This is a genomic window from Selenomonas sp. FOBRC9, assembly GCF_000287655.1.
Lineage (GTDB): Bacteria > Bacillota > Negativicutes > Selenomonadales > Selenomonadaceae > Centipeda > Centipeda artemidis.
Genome location: NZ_ALJR01000028.1, coordinates 14,025 through 29,426, shown reverse-complemented (window position 1 = coordinate 29,426; position 15,402 = coordinate 14,025). Strand labels below are relative to the sequence as shown.

The 15,402-nt window shown below is 59.0% G+C and carries 14 protein-coding genes; all 14 read right to left on the bottom strand.

Translation table 11 applies throughout. The features are described 5' to 3' along the window. Positions 1-71 precede the first annotated feature (71 nt). Positions 72-917, bottom strand: a complete 846-nt coding sequence (locus tag HMPREF1147_RS07300; protein ID WP_009438851.1) for a HisA/HisF-related TIM barrel protein — start codon at positions 915-917, stop codon at positions 72-74. 21 nt (positions 918-938) lie between these two features. Then, on the bottom strand, positions 939-2,510 hold the full coding sequence (locus HMPREF1147_RS07295; RefSeq protein ID WP_009658369.1) for a PTS sugar transporter: 1,572 nt from the start codon (positions 2,508-2,510) through the stop codon (positions 939-941). 21 nt (positions 2,511-2,531) lie between these two features. Continuing rightward, complete coding sequence (locus HMPREF1147_RS07290) at positions 2,532-3,320, bottom strand: DeoR/GlpR family DNA-binding transcription regulator (protein WP_009658292.1); 789 nt, start codon at positions 3,318-3,320, stop codon at positions 2,532-2,534. 201 nt (positions 3,321-3,521) lie between these two features. Beyond that, positions 3,522-3,872 carry a small basic family protein gene (locus HMPREF1147_RS07285; RefSeq protein ID WP_009350761.1) on the bottom strand — a complete coding sequence of 117 codons (351 nt, stop codon included), beginning with the start codon at positions 3,870-3,872 and terminating at the stop codon, positions 3,522-3,524. A 1-nt stretch (position 3,873) separates the two neighbouring features. Continuing rightward, on the bottom strand, positions 3,874-4,569 hold the full coding sequence (locus tag HMPREF1147_RS07280) for a DUF881 domain-containing protein (protein ID WP_009658367.1): 696 nt from the start codon (positions 4,567-4,569) through the stop codon (positions 3,874-3,876). Then, entirely contained in the window at positions 4,570-5,298 is a 729-nt protein-coding gene (locus HMPREF1147_RS07275) for a cell division protein FtsQ/DivIB (protein WP_009658395.1), read from the bottom strand. It lies immediately after the preceding gene. Beyond that, positions 5,295-7,625 (bottom strand): UDP-N-acetylmuramate--L-alanine ligase, encoded by a 2,331-nt coding sequence (gene murC / locus HMPREF1147_RS07270; protein ID WP_009658333.1) that lies wholly within the window; start codon positions 7,623-7,625, stop codon positions 5,295-5,297. Before murC ends, HMPREF1147_RS07275 begins: the two co-directional genes overlap by 4 nt. A 5-nt stretch (positions 7,626-7,630) precedes the next feature. Further along, positions 7,631-8,746 carry an undecaprenyldiphospho-muramoylpentapeptide beta-N-acetylglucosaminyltransferase gene (murG, locus tag HMPREF1147_RS07265; protein ID WP_009658297.1) on the bottom strand — a complete coding sequence of 372 codons (1,116 nt, stop codon included), beginning with the start codon at positions 8,744-8,746 and terminating at the stop codon, positions 7,631-7,633. Next, the gene (gene murD, locus HMPREF1147_RS07260) at positions 8,743-10,122 is read right to left on the bottom strand and encodes a UDP-N-acetylmuramoyl-L-alanine--D-glutamate ligase (RefSeq protein ID WP_009658388.1); all 1,380 of its coding nucleotides are present in this window, start codon (positions 10,120-10,122) and stop codon (positions 8,743-8,745) included. The genes murG and murD overlap by 4 nt, the downstream gene beginning before the upstream one ends. A 30-nt stretch (positions 10,123-10,152) precedes the next feature. After that, the gene (gene mraY / locus HMPREF1147_RS07255) at positions 10,153-11,142 is read right to left on the bottom strand and encodes a phospho-N-acetylmuramoyl-pentapeptide-transferase (RefSeq protein WP_009658336.1); all 990 of its coding nucleotides are present in this window, start codon (positions 11,140-11,142) and stop codon (positions 10,153-10,155) included. Next, positions 11,142-12,548, bottom strand: a complete 1,407-nt coding sequence (gene murF / locus HMPREF1147_RS07250; protein WP_009658344.1) for a UDP-N-acetylmuramoyl-tripeptide--D-alanyl-D-alanine ligase — start codon at positions 12,546-12,548, stop codon at positions 11,142-11,144. Before murF ends, mraY begins: the two co-directional genes overlap by 1 nt. Then, a complete protein-coding gene (locus tag HMPREF1147_RS07245) occupies positions 12,548-14,035 on the bottom strand; it encodes a UDP-N-acetylmuramoyl-L-alanyl-D-glutamate--2,6-diaminopimelate ligase (RefSeq protein ID WP_009658302.1) in 1,488 nt (495 codons plus the stop codon). Before HMPREF1147_RS07245 ends, murF begins: the two co-directional genes overlap by 1 nt. A gap of 3 nt (positions 14,036-14,038) precedes the next feature. Then, positions 14,039-14,413 carry a cell division protein FtsL gene (locus HMPREF1147_RS07240; protein ID WP_009658349.1) on the bottom strand — a complete coding sequence of 125 codons (375 nt, stop codon included), beginning with the start codon at positions 14,411-14,413 and terminating at the stop codon, positions 14,039-14,041. Between the two features lie 45 nt (positions 14,414-14,458). Beyond that, the gene (gene rsmH, locus HMPREF1147_RS07235; protein WP_009658331.1) at positions 14,459-15,391 is read right to left on the bottom strand and encodes a 16S rRNA (cytosine(1402)-N(4))-methyltransferase RsmH; all 933 of its coding nucleotides are present in this window, start codon (positions 15,389-15,391) and stop codon (positions 14,459-14,461) included. Positions 15,392-15,402: the final 11 nt, after the last annotated feature.

The following is a 15,402-nucleotide window of genomic DNA, read 5'->3' as shown; positions in this document are numbered from 1 at the left end:
TTATTTTTGTATGTTCGCTGCCAGCGGCTTCAATTTAAGCTCTTTTTGATATTTCGCCAAAACGTTCCCCTTTACTTCTCTTCGGGCAGGAAGCATTTGACGCTGCTGTGAATCGCCTGCGCAGCACAGTCGTCAAATGCAGTACCGACCACGATGATGTTGATCCCCGTATTGCGAAATGCTTTCTGGTTAACACTATTGATGCCCCCCTCAGCCAATGTGGGAACTTTCACAGATTCGACAAGCGCCTGGATGCGTTCCTTCATAACGGATGGAATTTCTCCCGCTTTCGTTCCTTCATAACTCATACCTGTCATTAAACCGATCATATCGGCACCTGCAGATTCCATCTCTTTTGCCGTTTTGGCGACATCTTCCGGCGTATCGGCAGGCAGTCCAAAGGGGTGCAGATCCGATGAACGCCCAATATACGCATCAACGAGCAGTCCATAACGATGTGCACGTTCAATCACTTCGGACAGATCTTCCAAAGACGTTTTATGTATATGCAGCCCGTCTGTTCCCGCCAAAGAAAGCATTTGAAAGTCGGCATCGCAAAGGATGACAGGCTTTACCTCAGTAAACCCACCGGGTACGCCTACCGTAATGTAAATATCTTCTCCCACAACCGCACGAACGCCGGAAACCACAGAAGCCATTTCTGCCAAGGGAACCTCGTGCCGAATCGCTTCTGCCGCATGCATATTATTGACCCCACGAAGTCCGCGAGCAAGCGCCACCGCCGGATGATTCGGCTCTAAAAGCCTGGCTCCCGCATCTACCGCGGCCTTCGCCATACGCGCGTCGTCACCGGTAATCCCCGTAGACAGCAGTGTGGTTCCGCCATGCTGCTCAATCGCATCCCAAACTTTCTTGCGTGCAATTTTCATTTTTCTTTGCATATCCGCTGTTATCATCACTATGGTCCTCCATTAAAATCACTGATCAGACGTACGATTTCTGGAACGTGCAATTTTATTCGCCAAAACAGTGAACAAAAACGCGCTGAACATCGAAACCGCCATGCTGATCAAAAACCCGAGCCAATCCGAGGAAAGCGTCGGTGCAACGATGCTCGGCACATATGCTGTTCCGCGAACATTGAAAAAACCGACAAAAAGCCCGCCGATACAGGCCGACGCCAATGCCCCGCCCAAAACGAACTTACTGGAAAACATGAACGGATAGGCGGCTTCAACAAACGTCCCAAACACCATGTTGATAAAAAGCCCGGGTGCAGCCAATGTGCGGTCGTCCTTCACACGGGGATAGACCACATTTGCCAGCATGATGCCTGCTGACACCATCACCAGTCCCACCATATCGATCGCACCCAAAAAACTGTTTCCGGTCTTTTCCATCTCAAGCAAAATAATCGGCAAAATCGCTCCATGGTACATGCCGCCCATGATTGCCGGCCAAATGAGAAGCCCGGCAATACCGCCGCAAAGTACCGAATTGATCTCCAAAGCCGTATTGATCACATAGCGGACGGCATCCCCCAGCATAATCGCCAATGGACCAATAAAGAGATAGATCGCAAGCCCCGCCAGGAGCCCCGAAATTCCTCCGGACACAATATTGGCAGTTGTTGTAGGAAATCCCAGCTTCAGACATTTTATGAGCAGATACTGCACCAGGACGCCTGCCAAGATTCCTCCGATGATCCCGCCGATCAAGCCTCCTTTCACAGACAACACGCCCGTGATCACACCGGCAACGACAGCCACTTCTTCCAATCCTGAGACCTGTTTTGCCGCAACGGCCGCAACAATAACAGGCAGCGCTTCAATCATAAGATTGAATACGTTCTCAAAAGACTCCAGTCCGGGAATCTTGCTCAGAATCAAAGTAAGCGCCATGGCGATGAATCCCGGCAGCGAGGCCATCAAAACGCCCCGCACGCTGATTCTCGACCAAACGCTCCCCTGTGAGGCTTCTGGTAAGGAGACCGAACCTCCGATCGCAGGCTGATATTTCAAGCCCCAATGTTTCGACAAAGCGAATACGTTGGCAATAGCACGCGTCCGGTTTGTCGTCCCCGTCGTTCCGGAAACAGCCACAACATTCAGCCCCATTGCCTGGGCTTTTGCCATCGATGTGCCTCCCGTACCGGTCGCAGCTAGTTTCTTTGCAGCAGCAGCATGCAGCGCCTGTCGGTTTGCTCCTTCGGGATCGGCGCTGACTAGGATCACCCCGTCAATGCCGTCGTTTTCGATGCACGCGGCGATTCTCTCATCCTCTTTTACCGCCTCCGCATTCACCTCTTCCAAGGTGCCGCTGAATACTTTTCCGGCGCTTCCTCCATCCCATGTCCAAAGGCTGGCTTTTGTCGTAGGATGAACATGATCCATGGATGCCTCGGCGGCAATAAACTGTATTGCTCTGACTGTCATATCCGCTTTTTGTATTTGTCGGATTAGCTCTCCCAGCAGCGCATTCGGATCTTTGCCGCCCAGATTATACAAATTTCCGCCGCTGCTTCCCAGTATGACAACTTTCTTTTGCATTATGCACCCTCCTAAATAAATTTATTTATGGGGCGATTTTCTGAATGCATCTGCAATGATAACCTCCATCCCCCTTTCCTGCAATTTTTTCCGCATCGGAAAATTCGCTTCACCATCTGTAATCAGTGTGCAGACTGCAGGATAAGAGGCAACTTCGATAAACGACGTTTTGCCCATTTTACCGGAATCTGCCGCCAAAATTACTTTTTCCGACCGCTCAATAAACACTTTTTTCGTTTCGACTTCATCTATGTCAAAATCTGTAATGCTTCCATTCTGATCAATTCCCGCAGCCCCTAGAAAGAATTTATCAAAATGATATTGCCGAATGACACTTCTCGCAATAGGACCTCCTAGGCACAATTCCTTTTGTTTTAACAAACCTCCCACCAAATACACTTTTACATTTGTGTTATAGAATATGTTCGCTATCGGCAAACTCGACGTGAAAACCGTAATGTTTTCATGGGAACGCAATGCTTTCGCAATTTCCATCGTCGTGCTGCCAATGTCCAACGCGACAATATCTCCTTTTTCTACGAGATTGGCAGCTGTTATGCCAATCATTCTTTTTTGCTGTAAATTTTCACATTCACGTTCATCTAGGGAGGGCTCATGTCCTAGTTTAGATTTTGCCAGCATCGCTCCGCCGCGAAACCGAACAATCAACCCCTCTTTCTGTAATTTTCCTAAATCACGGCGAATCGTAACAGAGGAAGCATTAAATTTTTCCTCTAACTCTTCATTCTTAACTATGCTTTTTTGATATAATATGTTCATTATGGCATATATTCGTTCAATTTCGCTCATTTTTGTTCACCTCAAAAATATTATAGCATACTAGTTAGAAAATGAATAGTGTATTTTCTAAAATTTTATCAAAATAATCCTTACATAAATTCTACGGCAAATTTGCATATAAAAAGCCACCAGTCGTTCCATGACTGATGGCATGAAATACATATTCCCTTCTGTGATACAAGAATTTTTGAAGATATGTCTAGGAATGTGTTACTTTGCGCCGTCCCGATAGTCCCTGAGCAGGTAGCGGCGGATGACCGCAAGGTTTTTGAAAATACGAAAACCAAACGCGAGCAGAGCAACGTAGTAGAGGTCGATGCCGAGACGGTCGCCGATAAAGACAAGCGCCGCGGCGAGCAGTGTGTTGGAGAAAAAGCCCGTGACGAAGACGTGCTTGTCGAACCGTTCCGAGATCGCCGAGCGCAGTCCGCCGAACGCAGCGTCAAGCGCAGCGACAAGCGCGACGGAGAACAGCTTTGTATAGGCGAGCGGGATCACAATGGGGCTCATATAGCCGATGAAGAGCCCGATCAGGACGCTGACCAAAACGATGTAGATCATTTTATTCCTCCGTCCTCTCTTCTGTCTCATGTGCATAGGTCTGATGAACACTCCCGCGATAGGGAGGAATGTAAACGTCGTCGCTCACCGTGATGTCGAGCTGAATCCCCCACACACTAAGGGTCTCGACGACGCCGCCGCGCATCTTGAGCGAGTTCTCGAGGGATTTCTTGTCCCCGATGGCACGGATCTCAAAGGGTGCGGAAGAGCGCACGTTATTGACCGAGAGCGTCGGTCCCGCACACCGGATCTCCGACGTGCCGACGAGCCTCTGTCCGTTGACAGAGATTGCCTCCGCCCCCGCCGAGCGCAGCTCGTTGATGACGCGCAGGAGATCGTCGTCGTGAATGATGTAGAGGTTCGGATTCTCGCCGGACTTCACCTTCTTCGTGCTGTCATCCATGCGCACGATAACGCCCTCCCCCGTGAGCGGGAGGAGCGCGGCACGGTAGCGCAGCATCTCCTGATCCACGCTGCTCTGCGCATCGGCGACTGCCGTCTGTACCTTGCGCAGCTCTTCGCCAAGCTCGTCGCGCTCATGCTCCGTCTGGAGCAGGCGGTCGGAAAGCTCCTCGATACGCTGCTGCGATATACTCCCCTTCGTATCCTGCACCGTGCGGAACTGCACGGCAATCATAAATCCGATCAATACGCAGACGAGCGCAATCATCCACCCGCCCTGCCGGAATTGTTTCATTTATTTCCCCTCTGTGGTCTTGTCCGCAAGTTTAATGGACGGCGCGTCATAGCTGAAATCGACATACTCGATCGTATGGCGCGTCGTCTTTTGATCCTGTAAAAAATCCTGGGTGAGCCCCGCTTTGTCCCTGATTCCATCAAGCCGTCCGAGCCGGATCGGCAGCGCGCTCTTCGTGTAGGCAACGACGGCGTCCGGCACAGTGATATTGACCTCGGAGATCTGCCCCACCTCCGTCGGAGCAATCTTACCAAGGAATCCAAGTACCTGCGCTACCTGCGCATCGGTATTGTCGTCCCCGATAAAGAGGTCGCGCAGCTTGATGCCCGTGATAATGGGAATGTCCGCCCCTTTGAGCGTCCGATAACTCGCGATGACCTTTCCCTGCCGGTCAAAATCGAGATATCCATAGTCGCACGCGACGGTCGCCACGGGTACCCGCTCCACGATGTCCATCTCGATCTTGTTCGGGAGCTGCCGCCGCACCACCGCCGACTCGATGCGCAGATCGTGCAGGAGGTTGATCGTGATGGCGTCCGTTTTCAACTCGAAAAGGCGCTGACCATACTGTATGCGAGCAATCCGGCAGAGCTCTTGCTCATCGAGGTTGACGTTTCCATGCACAACAAGCTGCCGGAACGTAAAGAGCGGCGAATAGATGAGTGCCGCGAGAATCCCCCCGATAGCAAGGAGATAGAGCGCCGCCCTGATGATACGGCGTGACTTCATCGTTGATACCCTGCCATCTCTAGTATTTTCTCACAGAGATCGGGGAAGGAGAGCCCGACGGCACGCGCCGCGTCCGGCACGAGCGAGGTCTCGGTCATGCCCGGCACGGAGTTCACCTCGATAGCATAGGGGTTTTCTGTCTCGCTCAGCATGACGTCGAGACGTGCCACACCTGTGCATCCGCACGCATTGAATGCACGCACCGCAAGTTCCTGCACCTCTGCCGTACATTCCGGGGAGATCGGCGCAGGCACGAGATGCGCAGACGCACCCGGCGTGTATTTACTTTCATAGTCATACCGTCCTGAGGTCGTTGTGATTTCAATGACAGGCAAGGCTTCCGCATGTCCGGTCTCCCCCCACACGACGACGGTCAGCTCGCGCCCCGCGATGAACTCCTCGACCAGCACCTCGCCGCCGTAGGAAAATGCCTCGTCCAAGGAGCTGCGCAGATCGTCCTCCTCTGTGACGATATAGACGCCGATGCTCGAGCCCTGTTCGGGCGCTTTGACCACGACGGGCAGAGAAAACGCCGCGAGAATCTCCTCCGCGATTTTCCCTGTATCCGTTCCGGCATAGAAACTGCGGAACCGCGGTGTCGCAATCCCCTCGGCGGCAAAGATGCGTTTCGCCGAGGTCTTATCCATCGTGAGCGCCGCCGCACGCACGCCCGAACCGGTATAGGGAATGCCGAGCATATCGAGCGTGCCTTGCAGAACGCCGTCCTCGCCGTATTTCCCATGCAGCGCGTTAAAGACGAGTGCGGGACGCAGTTTTTTGATCTCCTCAGCAAAGGTCGCGGGATTCAGTTCGATCCCGACCGCAGGATAATTCTTTTCGTGCAGGGCGTGCAAAATCGCCGCGCCCGAACGGCGCGAGACCTCCGCCTCGGTCGAGGGTCCGCCCATGACGACGGCGATCAGTCCCTCGGAACTGCCCGCCGTCCCTTCTTTCAGACGCGCGACGAGCTCTTCCCCCACCTCGAGGATATTGCCCGCGCCCATCGTGATGACGAGATCGCCGGGACGCACATGCTCCGCGAGATACTGCACGAGATCGGCGCGCTCCGGCAGATAGACCGCGTCCTGCCCTGTTTGGCGCGCGACCTCCTCCATCAGCGTTTCACCGCTGATGCCCGGAATCGGCGCTTCGCCCGCCGCGTACACATCCGTCAGCAGCAGGAGATCCGCCGCGGCAAAGCAGCCGCCGAATTCCGCGCGCAGGAGCTGTGTGCGCGAGTAACGGTGCGGCTGGAACACGCAGACAAGCCGTCCCGGCTCCGTCTGCCGCGCCGCCGCAAGCGTCGCCGCGATCTCGGTCGGGTGATGCGCATAGTCGTCGACCACCCAAATGCCGCGTTCCTTTCCCTTTGTCTGGAATCGCCGCTTCGCTCCATGAAAATGCGCGAGAGCATCCGCGATGCGGTCAAAATCGAGCCCCGCAAGACGCGCGACGGCGACGCAGGCGAGCGCGTTGAGGACATTGTGCCGCCCGGGAATGTGGAGGGAGATGCGTCCGAGCGCCGTGCCGCGCTCAAAGACGGTGAAGGAAATCACGGAACCGCACGTCTCGATATCCGCAGCGCGGTAATCCGCCGCCGCATCGATGGCATAGGAGACGACCGTGCGGTCGGTCTCCGCCCCGAGACGGCGCAGAATCTCGTTCTCGTAGCAGAGCACCGCCGTACCGTCCGCGTCGATCTGAGAGATGAACGTACGGAATGCCTCGATGATTTTCTCCATCGTGCCGTAGTGATCCATGTGGTCGTCCTCCACATTGGTCACGACGGCGATATGCGGGCGGAGCTTGAGGAAGGAACCGTCGCTCTCGTCCGCCTCGGAGACGAGATAGCGGCTCGTGCCGAGCTTTGCGTTCGTCCCGAGGTCGGGGACTTCGCCGCCGACGATGACGGTCGGCGATACGCCCGCGCGGTCGAGCGTCACGCCGATCATTGAGGTTGTCGTGGTCTTGCCGTGCGATCCCGCGACGGCGATACCGTCGTACTCGTTGACGAGTGCCGCATTGATGTCCGAGCGGTGGAGCTTTGGGATGCGCAGATCCCACGCCGCGATCACCTCCGGATTGTCGTAGGGGATCGCGGTCGAGACAACGATGGCGTCCGCCCCGCGCACGTTCTCCGCACGCTGTCCGTCCGTCCGGATGTGCGCGCCGAGGCGCACGAGTTCCTCGATGATGGGCGACGTGCCCTGATCCGAGCCGGACACCTCGTAGCCAAGGAGCAGGAGAATTTTCGCGAGCGGACTCATGCCCGCCCCGCCGATGCCGACAAAATGTATCCGCCGAATACCGTGCAAATCCTTGAGCAATTCTTTCACCCTTCTTTTTTACAAATCCGCAGTGCGAGCGCTGCGATCTCATCCGCCGCGTCCGGCTTCCCGAGCCGGTGCATTGCCGCCGCCATCCCCGCACGGCGCGCATCGTCCGCGAGCAGTGCCGAAAGAGCTTCTTCCAGTGCCGCGGCGCTGATGTCGCGGTTCAAAATGACCTCTGCCGCGCCCGCCGCTTCAAGCGCGCGGGCATTCTTTTCCTGATGATTCTCCGCCGCATACGGATACGGGATGAGAATCGCGGGTACGCCGCGCGCCGCCAGCTCCGCAAGCCCCGTCGCCCCCGCGCGGAACACGGCGACGTCCGCCGCCGCCATCGCCTGCGGCATGTTGTAGAGATACGGCAGGACGCGGATGTGCGGCGCATCTTCGAGCCGCACGCCCAATTCCCTCAGACGTGCGAGCGTATCCGCGTGCTCGTCCGCGCCCGTCACATGGAGGTACTGCACCTCCCGCTGCGCCGCCGCGTGCGCGAGTACCTCGACCATCGCTCGGTTGATGGAGCGCGCGCCGCGGCTGCCGCCCGAGATGAGCACCGTCTTTTTCCCGGGATCAAAGCCGAAGGACACCGCCCCCTCCGCACGGGTCGCCGTCAGCACCTCCGGGCGAATGGGATTGCCCGTCACGACAGTCTTTTCCTGCGGGAACACACGCCGGGCATCCTCCATGCCCACAGCGATCGCCGCCGCAAAATGCGCAAGCAGACGATTCGTCACGCCCGCGCACACATTTTGCTCCTGCACGAGCGTCGGTACGCCCGCAAGGCTCGCCGCAAGCAGAATCGGTCCCGCGACATACCCGCCTGTGCCAATCGCGACGTCGGGACGAAACGCCCGGACAATGCCGCGCGCACGCACGAGCGCACGCAGCGCACGCCCCGCGCGCAGGACATTCTCAAACGAGAGCCGCCGCTCAAATCCCGCAAGATCGATCGCTGCGAAGTCGATGCCCTCGCGCGGCACGATGTCCGCCTCAAGCCCGTGCGGCGTCCCGACGTAGAGGATGCGTACGCCCGGAACTCTTTTTTCGATCGCACGGATGATCGTAAGTGCGGGATAGATATGCCCGCCCGTGCCGCCGCCCGATACGATGATGTTCATAGTCCGTTCACGATCCTCTTAAAGTCCCGTCCGCGCTCTTCATAGCCGCCGTACATGTCAAAGCTCGCGCACGCGGGCGAAAGCAGCACAGTCTGCGGCGAACGTGCAAGTGTATGCGCCAGATGCACCGCCGCTTCCATATCGTAGCCGACGCGGTGTATGTGCGCGGGTGCAATCCCCGCGTCCACCGCCGCCGCCGCGAACCGCTCCGCCGCCGCCCCGACAAGGATCAGCTCATCCGTGCGCTCCTGAACAAGCCGCATGAAGTCCGTGAGATCGGTCATCTTATCATCGCCGCCCGCAATGAGGACAATGTGACCGTCAAACGCCTCGAGCGCTTTGATTGCGGCATCCGTATTCGTCGCCTTGGAGTCGTTGTAGTATGGCACTCCGCCGATCTCGCGCACCGGCTCGATGCGGTGCTCCACGCCCCGGAAGCTCCGCAGCACGGGGCGCATCTCCTCCGGTGTCACCCCGGCGAGAAATGCCGACGCCGCCGCAGCGAGTGCGTTTTCCACATTGTGACCGCCGCGAATGCCGAGTTCCGAAACGGGAACGAGTTCATGCCGCACGCCGTCCCAAACGATCACGATCATCCCGCCGTCGACGTACGCGCCCTCCGCGAGTGCGTGCCGGCGGCTGAAGAGACAGACGCGCCCCTTCGCGCGCGCCGCCATGCCGCGCGTATGCGGATCATCGTCGTTCAGCACGAGGAAATCATCGGGTGTCTGCCACGCGAAGAGCTTTTCCTTCATCGCTTGATAGACCTCCATCGAGCCGTGCCGCACGATGTGATCGGGCGTCACGTTCAGCTCCGCCGCGATATGAACATGGAAATACTGCGTTGCCTCCATCTGGTAGCTCGAGATCTCCGCGGCGATTGCTCCCTCCGCCGGGATCCTCAGAGCCTCGTCGATGAGCGGTACGCCGATGTTGCCGCCGACGCCCACGGCGGGGAAATGCGCGCGCAGGAGCTCGCCGAGGAGCGTTGTCGTGGTTGTCTTTCCGTTCGTTCCCGTAATGGCGCAGATAGGAGCGCGGGCAACCTCCCCCGCGAGTTCCACCTCGGTTGTCACGCGGATGCCGCGCGTGCGCGCCGACCGGACGAGCGGAATGCGATCCGGAACGGCGGGCGAGAGGACGAGCAAATCGACGCCGGCGAGCTGTTCTTCCCCTTGTGCGCCAAAGACGCAGGAGATTCCCTGCGCCCTCAGCGATGCGATATGTGTACGCGTTTCCGCGTCCTTTTCAAGCTCCGGCTCGGATTTCGCATCCGAGAGCGTCACGTGCGCCCCTTCGCGCGCAAGATATTTTGCCGCGGCATAGCCGCTGATGCCCGCGCCGATGATGAGCGCAGTTTTTCCCCGATAGGACAATCCCTGTGTCCCCCTTAACTCCGTTAGTTTTTATAAGAGCGGCGCCGCAAGTCCCCACGCGAGGAGCGCCGCCGCCGCGCCGACCGCCCAAAACGTATAGACGACGCGCGTTTCGCTCCACCCGCCAAGCTCAAAATGATGATGAATCGGGCTCATACGGAAAATACGCTTGCCGCGTGTTTGAAATGATACGACCTGCAGGATCACCGACAGTGCCTCGCAGAAGAAAACGAATCCCACAACGGGCAGCAGCAGTTCCGTCCGCGAGAGAATCGCGACTGCCGCGAGTGCCCCGCCGAGCGCGAGCGATCCTGTATCTCCCATAAAGATGCGCGCCGGATGATGATTATACCACAAAAAGCCGATACATGCACCAATTATTGCAGTTGAAACCACCGTAAGTCCGCCGTCTGTGCCATAGGTCAGCGCCGCGTAAAACAAGGCCGCGACGGCGACCGTCCCCGCCGCGAGTCCGTCGAGCCCGTCCGTCAGATTAACGGCATTGGACGTACCGACGAGCACAAACACAATAAGGACGTAATAGAGCGCTCCGATGTCCACAAACGTCCCGACCACCGGAATCCACAGGCTCGTATCGTGCCCGAGCACGGTGCGCGCGATCGCGATGGTCACGCCCGCAATGAGAATCTGCCCGGCGAGTTTTTGATAAGCGCGCAGACCAAGGTTGCGCTTTTTGACGACCTTAATATAATCATCCGCAAAGCCAAGCGCGAAATGCCCGAGGAAGATGAACAACGCGAGCAGCGTCGTCGCCGTCAGCGGCGCAAAGAGAAGCGCCGCAAGCGTCACGCCGAGGACGATCATCACGCCGCCCATGGTCGGCGTCCCGCTCTTTTTTTGATGACTCGCGGGGCCTTCCTCGCGGATGCTCTGCCCGTATTTCAGCCGGTGCAGAAACGGCAGAAAGAAGAAGCCGCTGAGAATCACAAAAAAGAACGCTGTGAGCGCGGCCAGCAGGAGCGCCATCGCCGGCGGGAGGAAGTCAAAAATCTGCGCCATCAGTGTTTCGCTCCTTCCCCCGCGGCGAGCTCCATGATATGCTCCATCCGCATCCCGCGCGATCCCTTAAAGAGCACGGTATCGCCGTCCGCGAGCATCCCCCGCAGCAGATTCGCCGCCTCCTCATGCGTCGCGGCATGACGGCAAAGGCAGCCTGCCGCCGCGGCGGCTTCGTAAATGCGCCGTGCCTCGTCCCCATAGGTAATAACGACGGCAAAGCCCTCTGCCGCCGCCGTGCGCCCAACGCTCCGATGCCCCTCTGCGGATGCAGCGCCGAGTTCGAGCATATCGCCGAGCACGGCGATCCTGCGCCCCGGATAGAGCCGCGCCGTTGTCTCCAGCGCAGCGCGCATCGAGGCAGGGCTTGCATTGTAGGCGTCGTTAATGAACGTCCACGCGCCGACGTGATGCACCTCATAGCGCATCTTCGGCGGCGCGAGACGGGAAAGTCCCGCCTGCATCTCCTGCGGGGAAAGACCGAGAGAAAAGCCCGCTGCAAGCGCCGCGAGTGCATTGTAGACATTGTGCCGTCCAAGGAGCGGCACGGCATAGTCATGCCGCTCACCGCCGTACGTCACCATGAACCGTGTCTCATTACACGCGGAACGGAGCGCCTGTGCGCGGATATCCGCTTTCGCACGGATGCCGTACGTCAGAATGCGCACACCGTCCGCTGCCTGTGCGCGCATCGCCGCAACGCGCGCATCGTCCGCATTCAGGATCACCGTGCCGCCGGGTGCGATCGCCTCCACGAGCTCCGATTTTGCCCGTGCGATATTCTCGATCGACCCGAGGAGCTCCATATGCGTCTCGCCGACGTTCGTCACGATGCCGACCGTCGGCGCGGCAATGGCAGCGAGCGCCGCGATCTGACCGCGCCCGCGCATTCCCATCTCGACGACGGCGGCGGTATCCTCCCCCGTCATGCCGAGGAGCGTCAGCGGCAGCCCGATTTCGTTGTTATAATTCGCCGCCGTACGGCACACCGCACCGCGCCCGGAGAGCGCCGCCGCCGTCAGCTCCTTCGTCGTCGTCTTGCCGTTCGACCCCGTGACGGCAACAACGGGGATATCGAACTTCATGCGCCACGCATGGGCGATCTGCTGATATGCGGCGAGCGTATCGGGCACGCCGATCACCGCCCCCGACATGCGGTCGAGTTCCTTGCGATGCGCGTCCGAAACGGGCTCCGGGAGCATCACGGCAACAGCCCCCGCGCGGAGTGCGCCGGCGGCAAAATCCGCGCCGTCGAACTTCTCCCCGCGCAGCGCGACAAAGAGATCGCCCGCCTGCACCTTGCGTGTGTCCGTCGTGATGCCGGCAAACGCGTCGTTTCCTCTCATTTTCCCAAGCAGAAGCCGACCGCCCGTCGCCGCGCGGATCTCATCCCATGTCATGAAAGCCACTAGCGTACACTCCTTATCGCTTCCGCCGCAGTCTCGCGGTCGTCAAAATGAATCGTCCCCTCTTTGAGAATCTGATAGGTCTCGTGTCCCTTGCCGAGGATCACGACGCTGTCGCCCGGGCGCGCCGCGCGTACCGCGTCAAAGATGGCGGTGCGCCGATCGACGAGTTTTTCATACGGTTTCCCGCCGAGCACGGGCAGCGCGCCCGACTCCACCTCGTCAAGGATCGCCGCAGGATCTTCCGTGCGCGGATTATCGGACGTGATGTAGACGAGATCCGCCATCTCCGCGCCGATCCGTCCCATGATGGGGCGCTTTGTCCGGTCGCGGTCGCCGCCGCAGCCAAAGACGACGATGATGCGCCCCCGCGTCACGGCGCGCGCCGTCCGCAGGACGTTCTCCATCCCGTCCGGTGTGTGCGCATAGTCCACGATGACGGAGAAATCCTGCCCCGCGCGCACGAGCTCGAACCGCCCCGGTACGCCCGTAAATCCCTCGAGCGCCGCGCGTATCACATCGTATCCGATGCCCTCCGCACGTGCCGCCCCCGCTGCCGCGAGCACGTTGTAGACGTTGAATTCGCCCGTGATATGGAGCGTGAGCGCACATTCCTCATCTCCGTGCACGAGCCGCATCGTCATACCGTCCTGCGCGAGCCGAACATCCCGCGCCGTCAGCGCCGCCTGCTGCGTCACGCCGTAGGAGAGCACGGGACAGGTCGTATGCGCGCGCATGACTGCCCCCGCCGCATCGTCCGCGTTGATGACGGCGGTCTTGCCCGCCTTTACACCGGGTGCGGAAACAAGCTCAAAAAGCCGCGCCTTTGCGCGCGCATAGTTTTCCATCGTTTTATGATAGTCGAGATGATCCTGCGTCAGGTTCGTAAAGACGGCGGTATCGAACTCGATGCCCGCCACACGCCCCTGATCGAGCGCATGGGAGGAAACCTCCATCACGACCGTATCCATGCCGCGCGCCCGCATCTCCGCGAGCATCTGCTGCATGACGACCACGTCGGGCGTCGTGTTCGCAGTGGGGAACACCTCGTCCTCCATCATCACCTGGATCGTCCCAACGAGCCCCACGCGCCGCCCCGCAGCGCGCAGAATCGCACGCACGAGACAGCTCGTCGTCGTCTTCCCGTTCGTTCCCGTGATGCCGACAACGCGCATCGACCGCGCCGGATAGTCGTAGAAATACGGCACGATCATATCAAGCGCCGCGTTCAGATCCGGCACATGGAGCACAGAGATGCCCGCGGGAACATCGACGTTTTCCCGCTGCGTCAAAACAGCGCGAGCTCCCGCCCGCGCCGTATTTGGTATGAAGGTATGCGCATCCACATGCGCGCCGCTGATGCATACAAAGAGCGCGCCCGGTTCTATTCTGCGCGAGTCACGCTCCACCGACAAAATCTCAACTGCAGGGTCGCCCGTGATCCGCGCGCCCGGAACGAGCGCAGCGAGTTCACTGAGTCGCTTCATCATCAATCATTCCCCTTCATGCGAAAAATACATTTTTTGCGGAATCTGCATGTTCAGCTCCTGCACTGCGATCGCCTCGATGCGTGCGGGGGATTTGAGCTGTGCAATCTCGATTTTCAGCCGCTCGTTCTCCTGCTCGAGCTGCTCCGCCTTTTGCTGCGTCTCAAGGAGCGTGTAACCGTTCTTCGCCCCGATGCCGCCGAGCAGTGTCACGACCATCGCCCCGAGTGCAATGAGAAAGAAGATGGCGCGCAGACAATTCCGCAGATTCGTATTCAGTTTACGGCGCAGAAGCGGTTCGCGCGGCACCTCAATCCGAGGTTCGGGCACCGGCTCTGCCGGTATGTCGTATACATAGGGATCGTATTTGTGTGCCGGCATCTGCGTCACCTTCTTTCCGGTCAAACTTTAATTCAAAAATAATTGCTATAACTTTTCCGCGACGCGCAGCTTTGCACTCTTCGCCCGCGCATTCACCGCGCACTCCGCGAGGCTTGCCGTCTGCGCCTTGCCGATGAGCCGCAGTTCCGGCGTATGTCCGCAGATACAGACAGGCGTATGCGGAGGGCAGATACAACCGCGTGCGAGCTGCTGCATCGTGCGCTTGACAATGCGATCCTCGAGCGAGTGGAACGTGATCACCGCGAGCCGCCCGCCCGGTTTCAGCGCGTGCACAGCAGCCGTCACCGCATCCGATAGAATCGTCAGTTCCTCGTTGACCTCGATGCGGATCGCCTGAAAGACGCGCTTGGCGGGATGCCCGCCCTTTGCGCGCACCTTCTTCGGCACGGCACGGTCGATGATCTCGACAAGTTCGCCTGTCGTCTCGATGGGACGTTCTTTGCGCGCTGCCTCAATGAACGCGGCGATGCGCTTTGCCCAGCGCTCCTCACCGTAGGTGTAAAAGATCTCCGTGAGACGCGCCGCGCTGTACTCGTTGACAACCGTGTGTGCCGAGCGCACCGCCCGCCGATCCATGCGCATGTCGAGCGGCGCATCCTGCATGTAGGAGAAGCCGCGCGCCGCCGTATCGATCTGCGGCGAGGAGACGCCGAGATCGAAGAGAATGCCGTCGACTGCCGAAACGCCCTCCGCCGTGAGGATCGCCGTCAGATTGCGAAAATTATCGTGCACGAGCGACACCCGGCACGCAGCGGATGCGAGCCGCACCTGCGCCGCCGCGATCGCCGTTTCGTCCTGATCGATACCGATGAGGCGCCCTGCGGGCGAGAGCTGTGCCGCGATGCGCCCCGCATGTCCCGCACCGCCGAGCGTGCAGTCCACATAGGTGCCTTCCGGCACGACGGCGAGCGCCGCGACCGTCTCGGCGGGGAGAACGCTCACATGATGAAACTCCACGATGCCGTTCC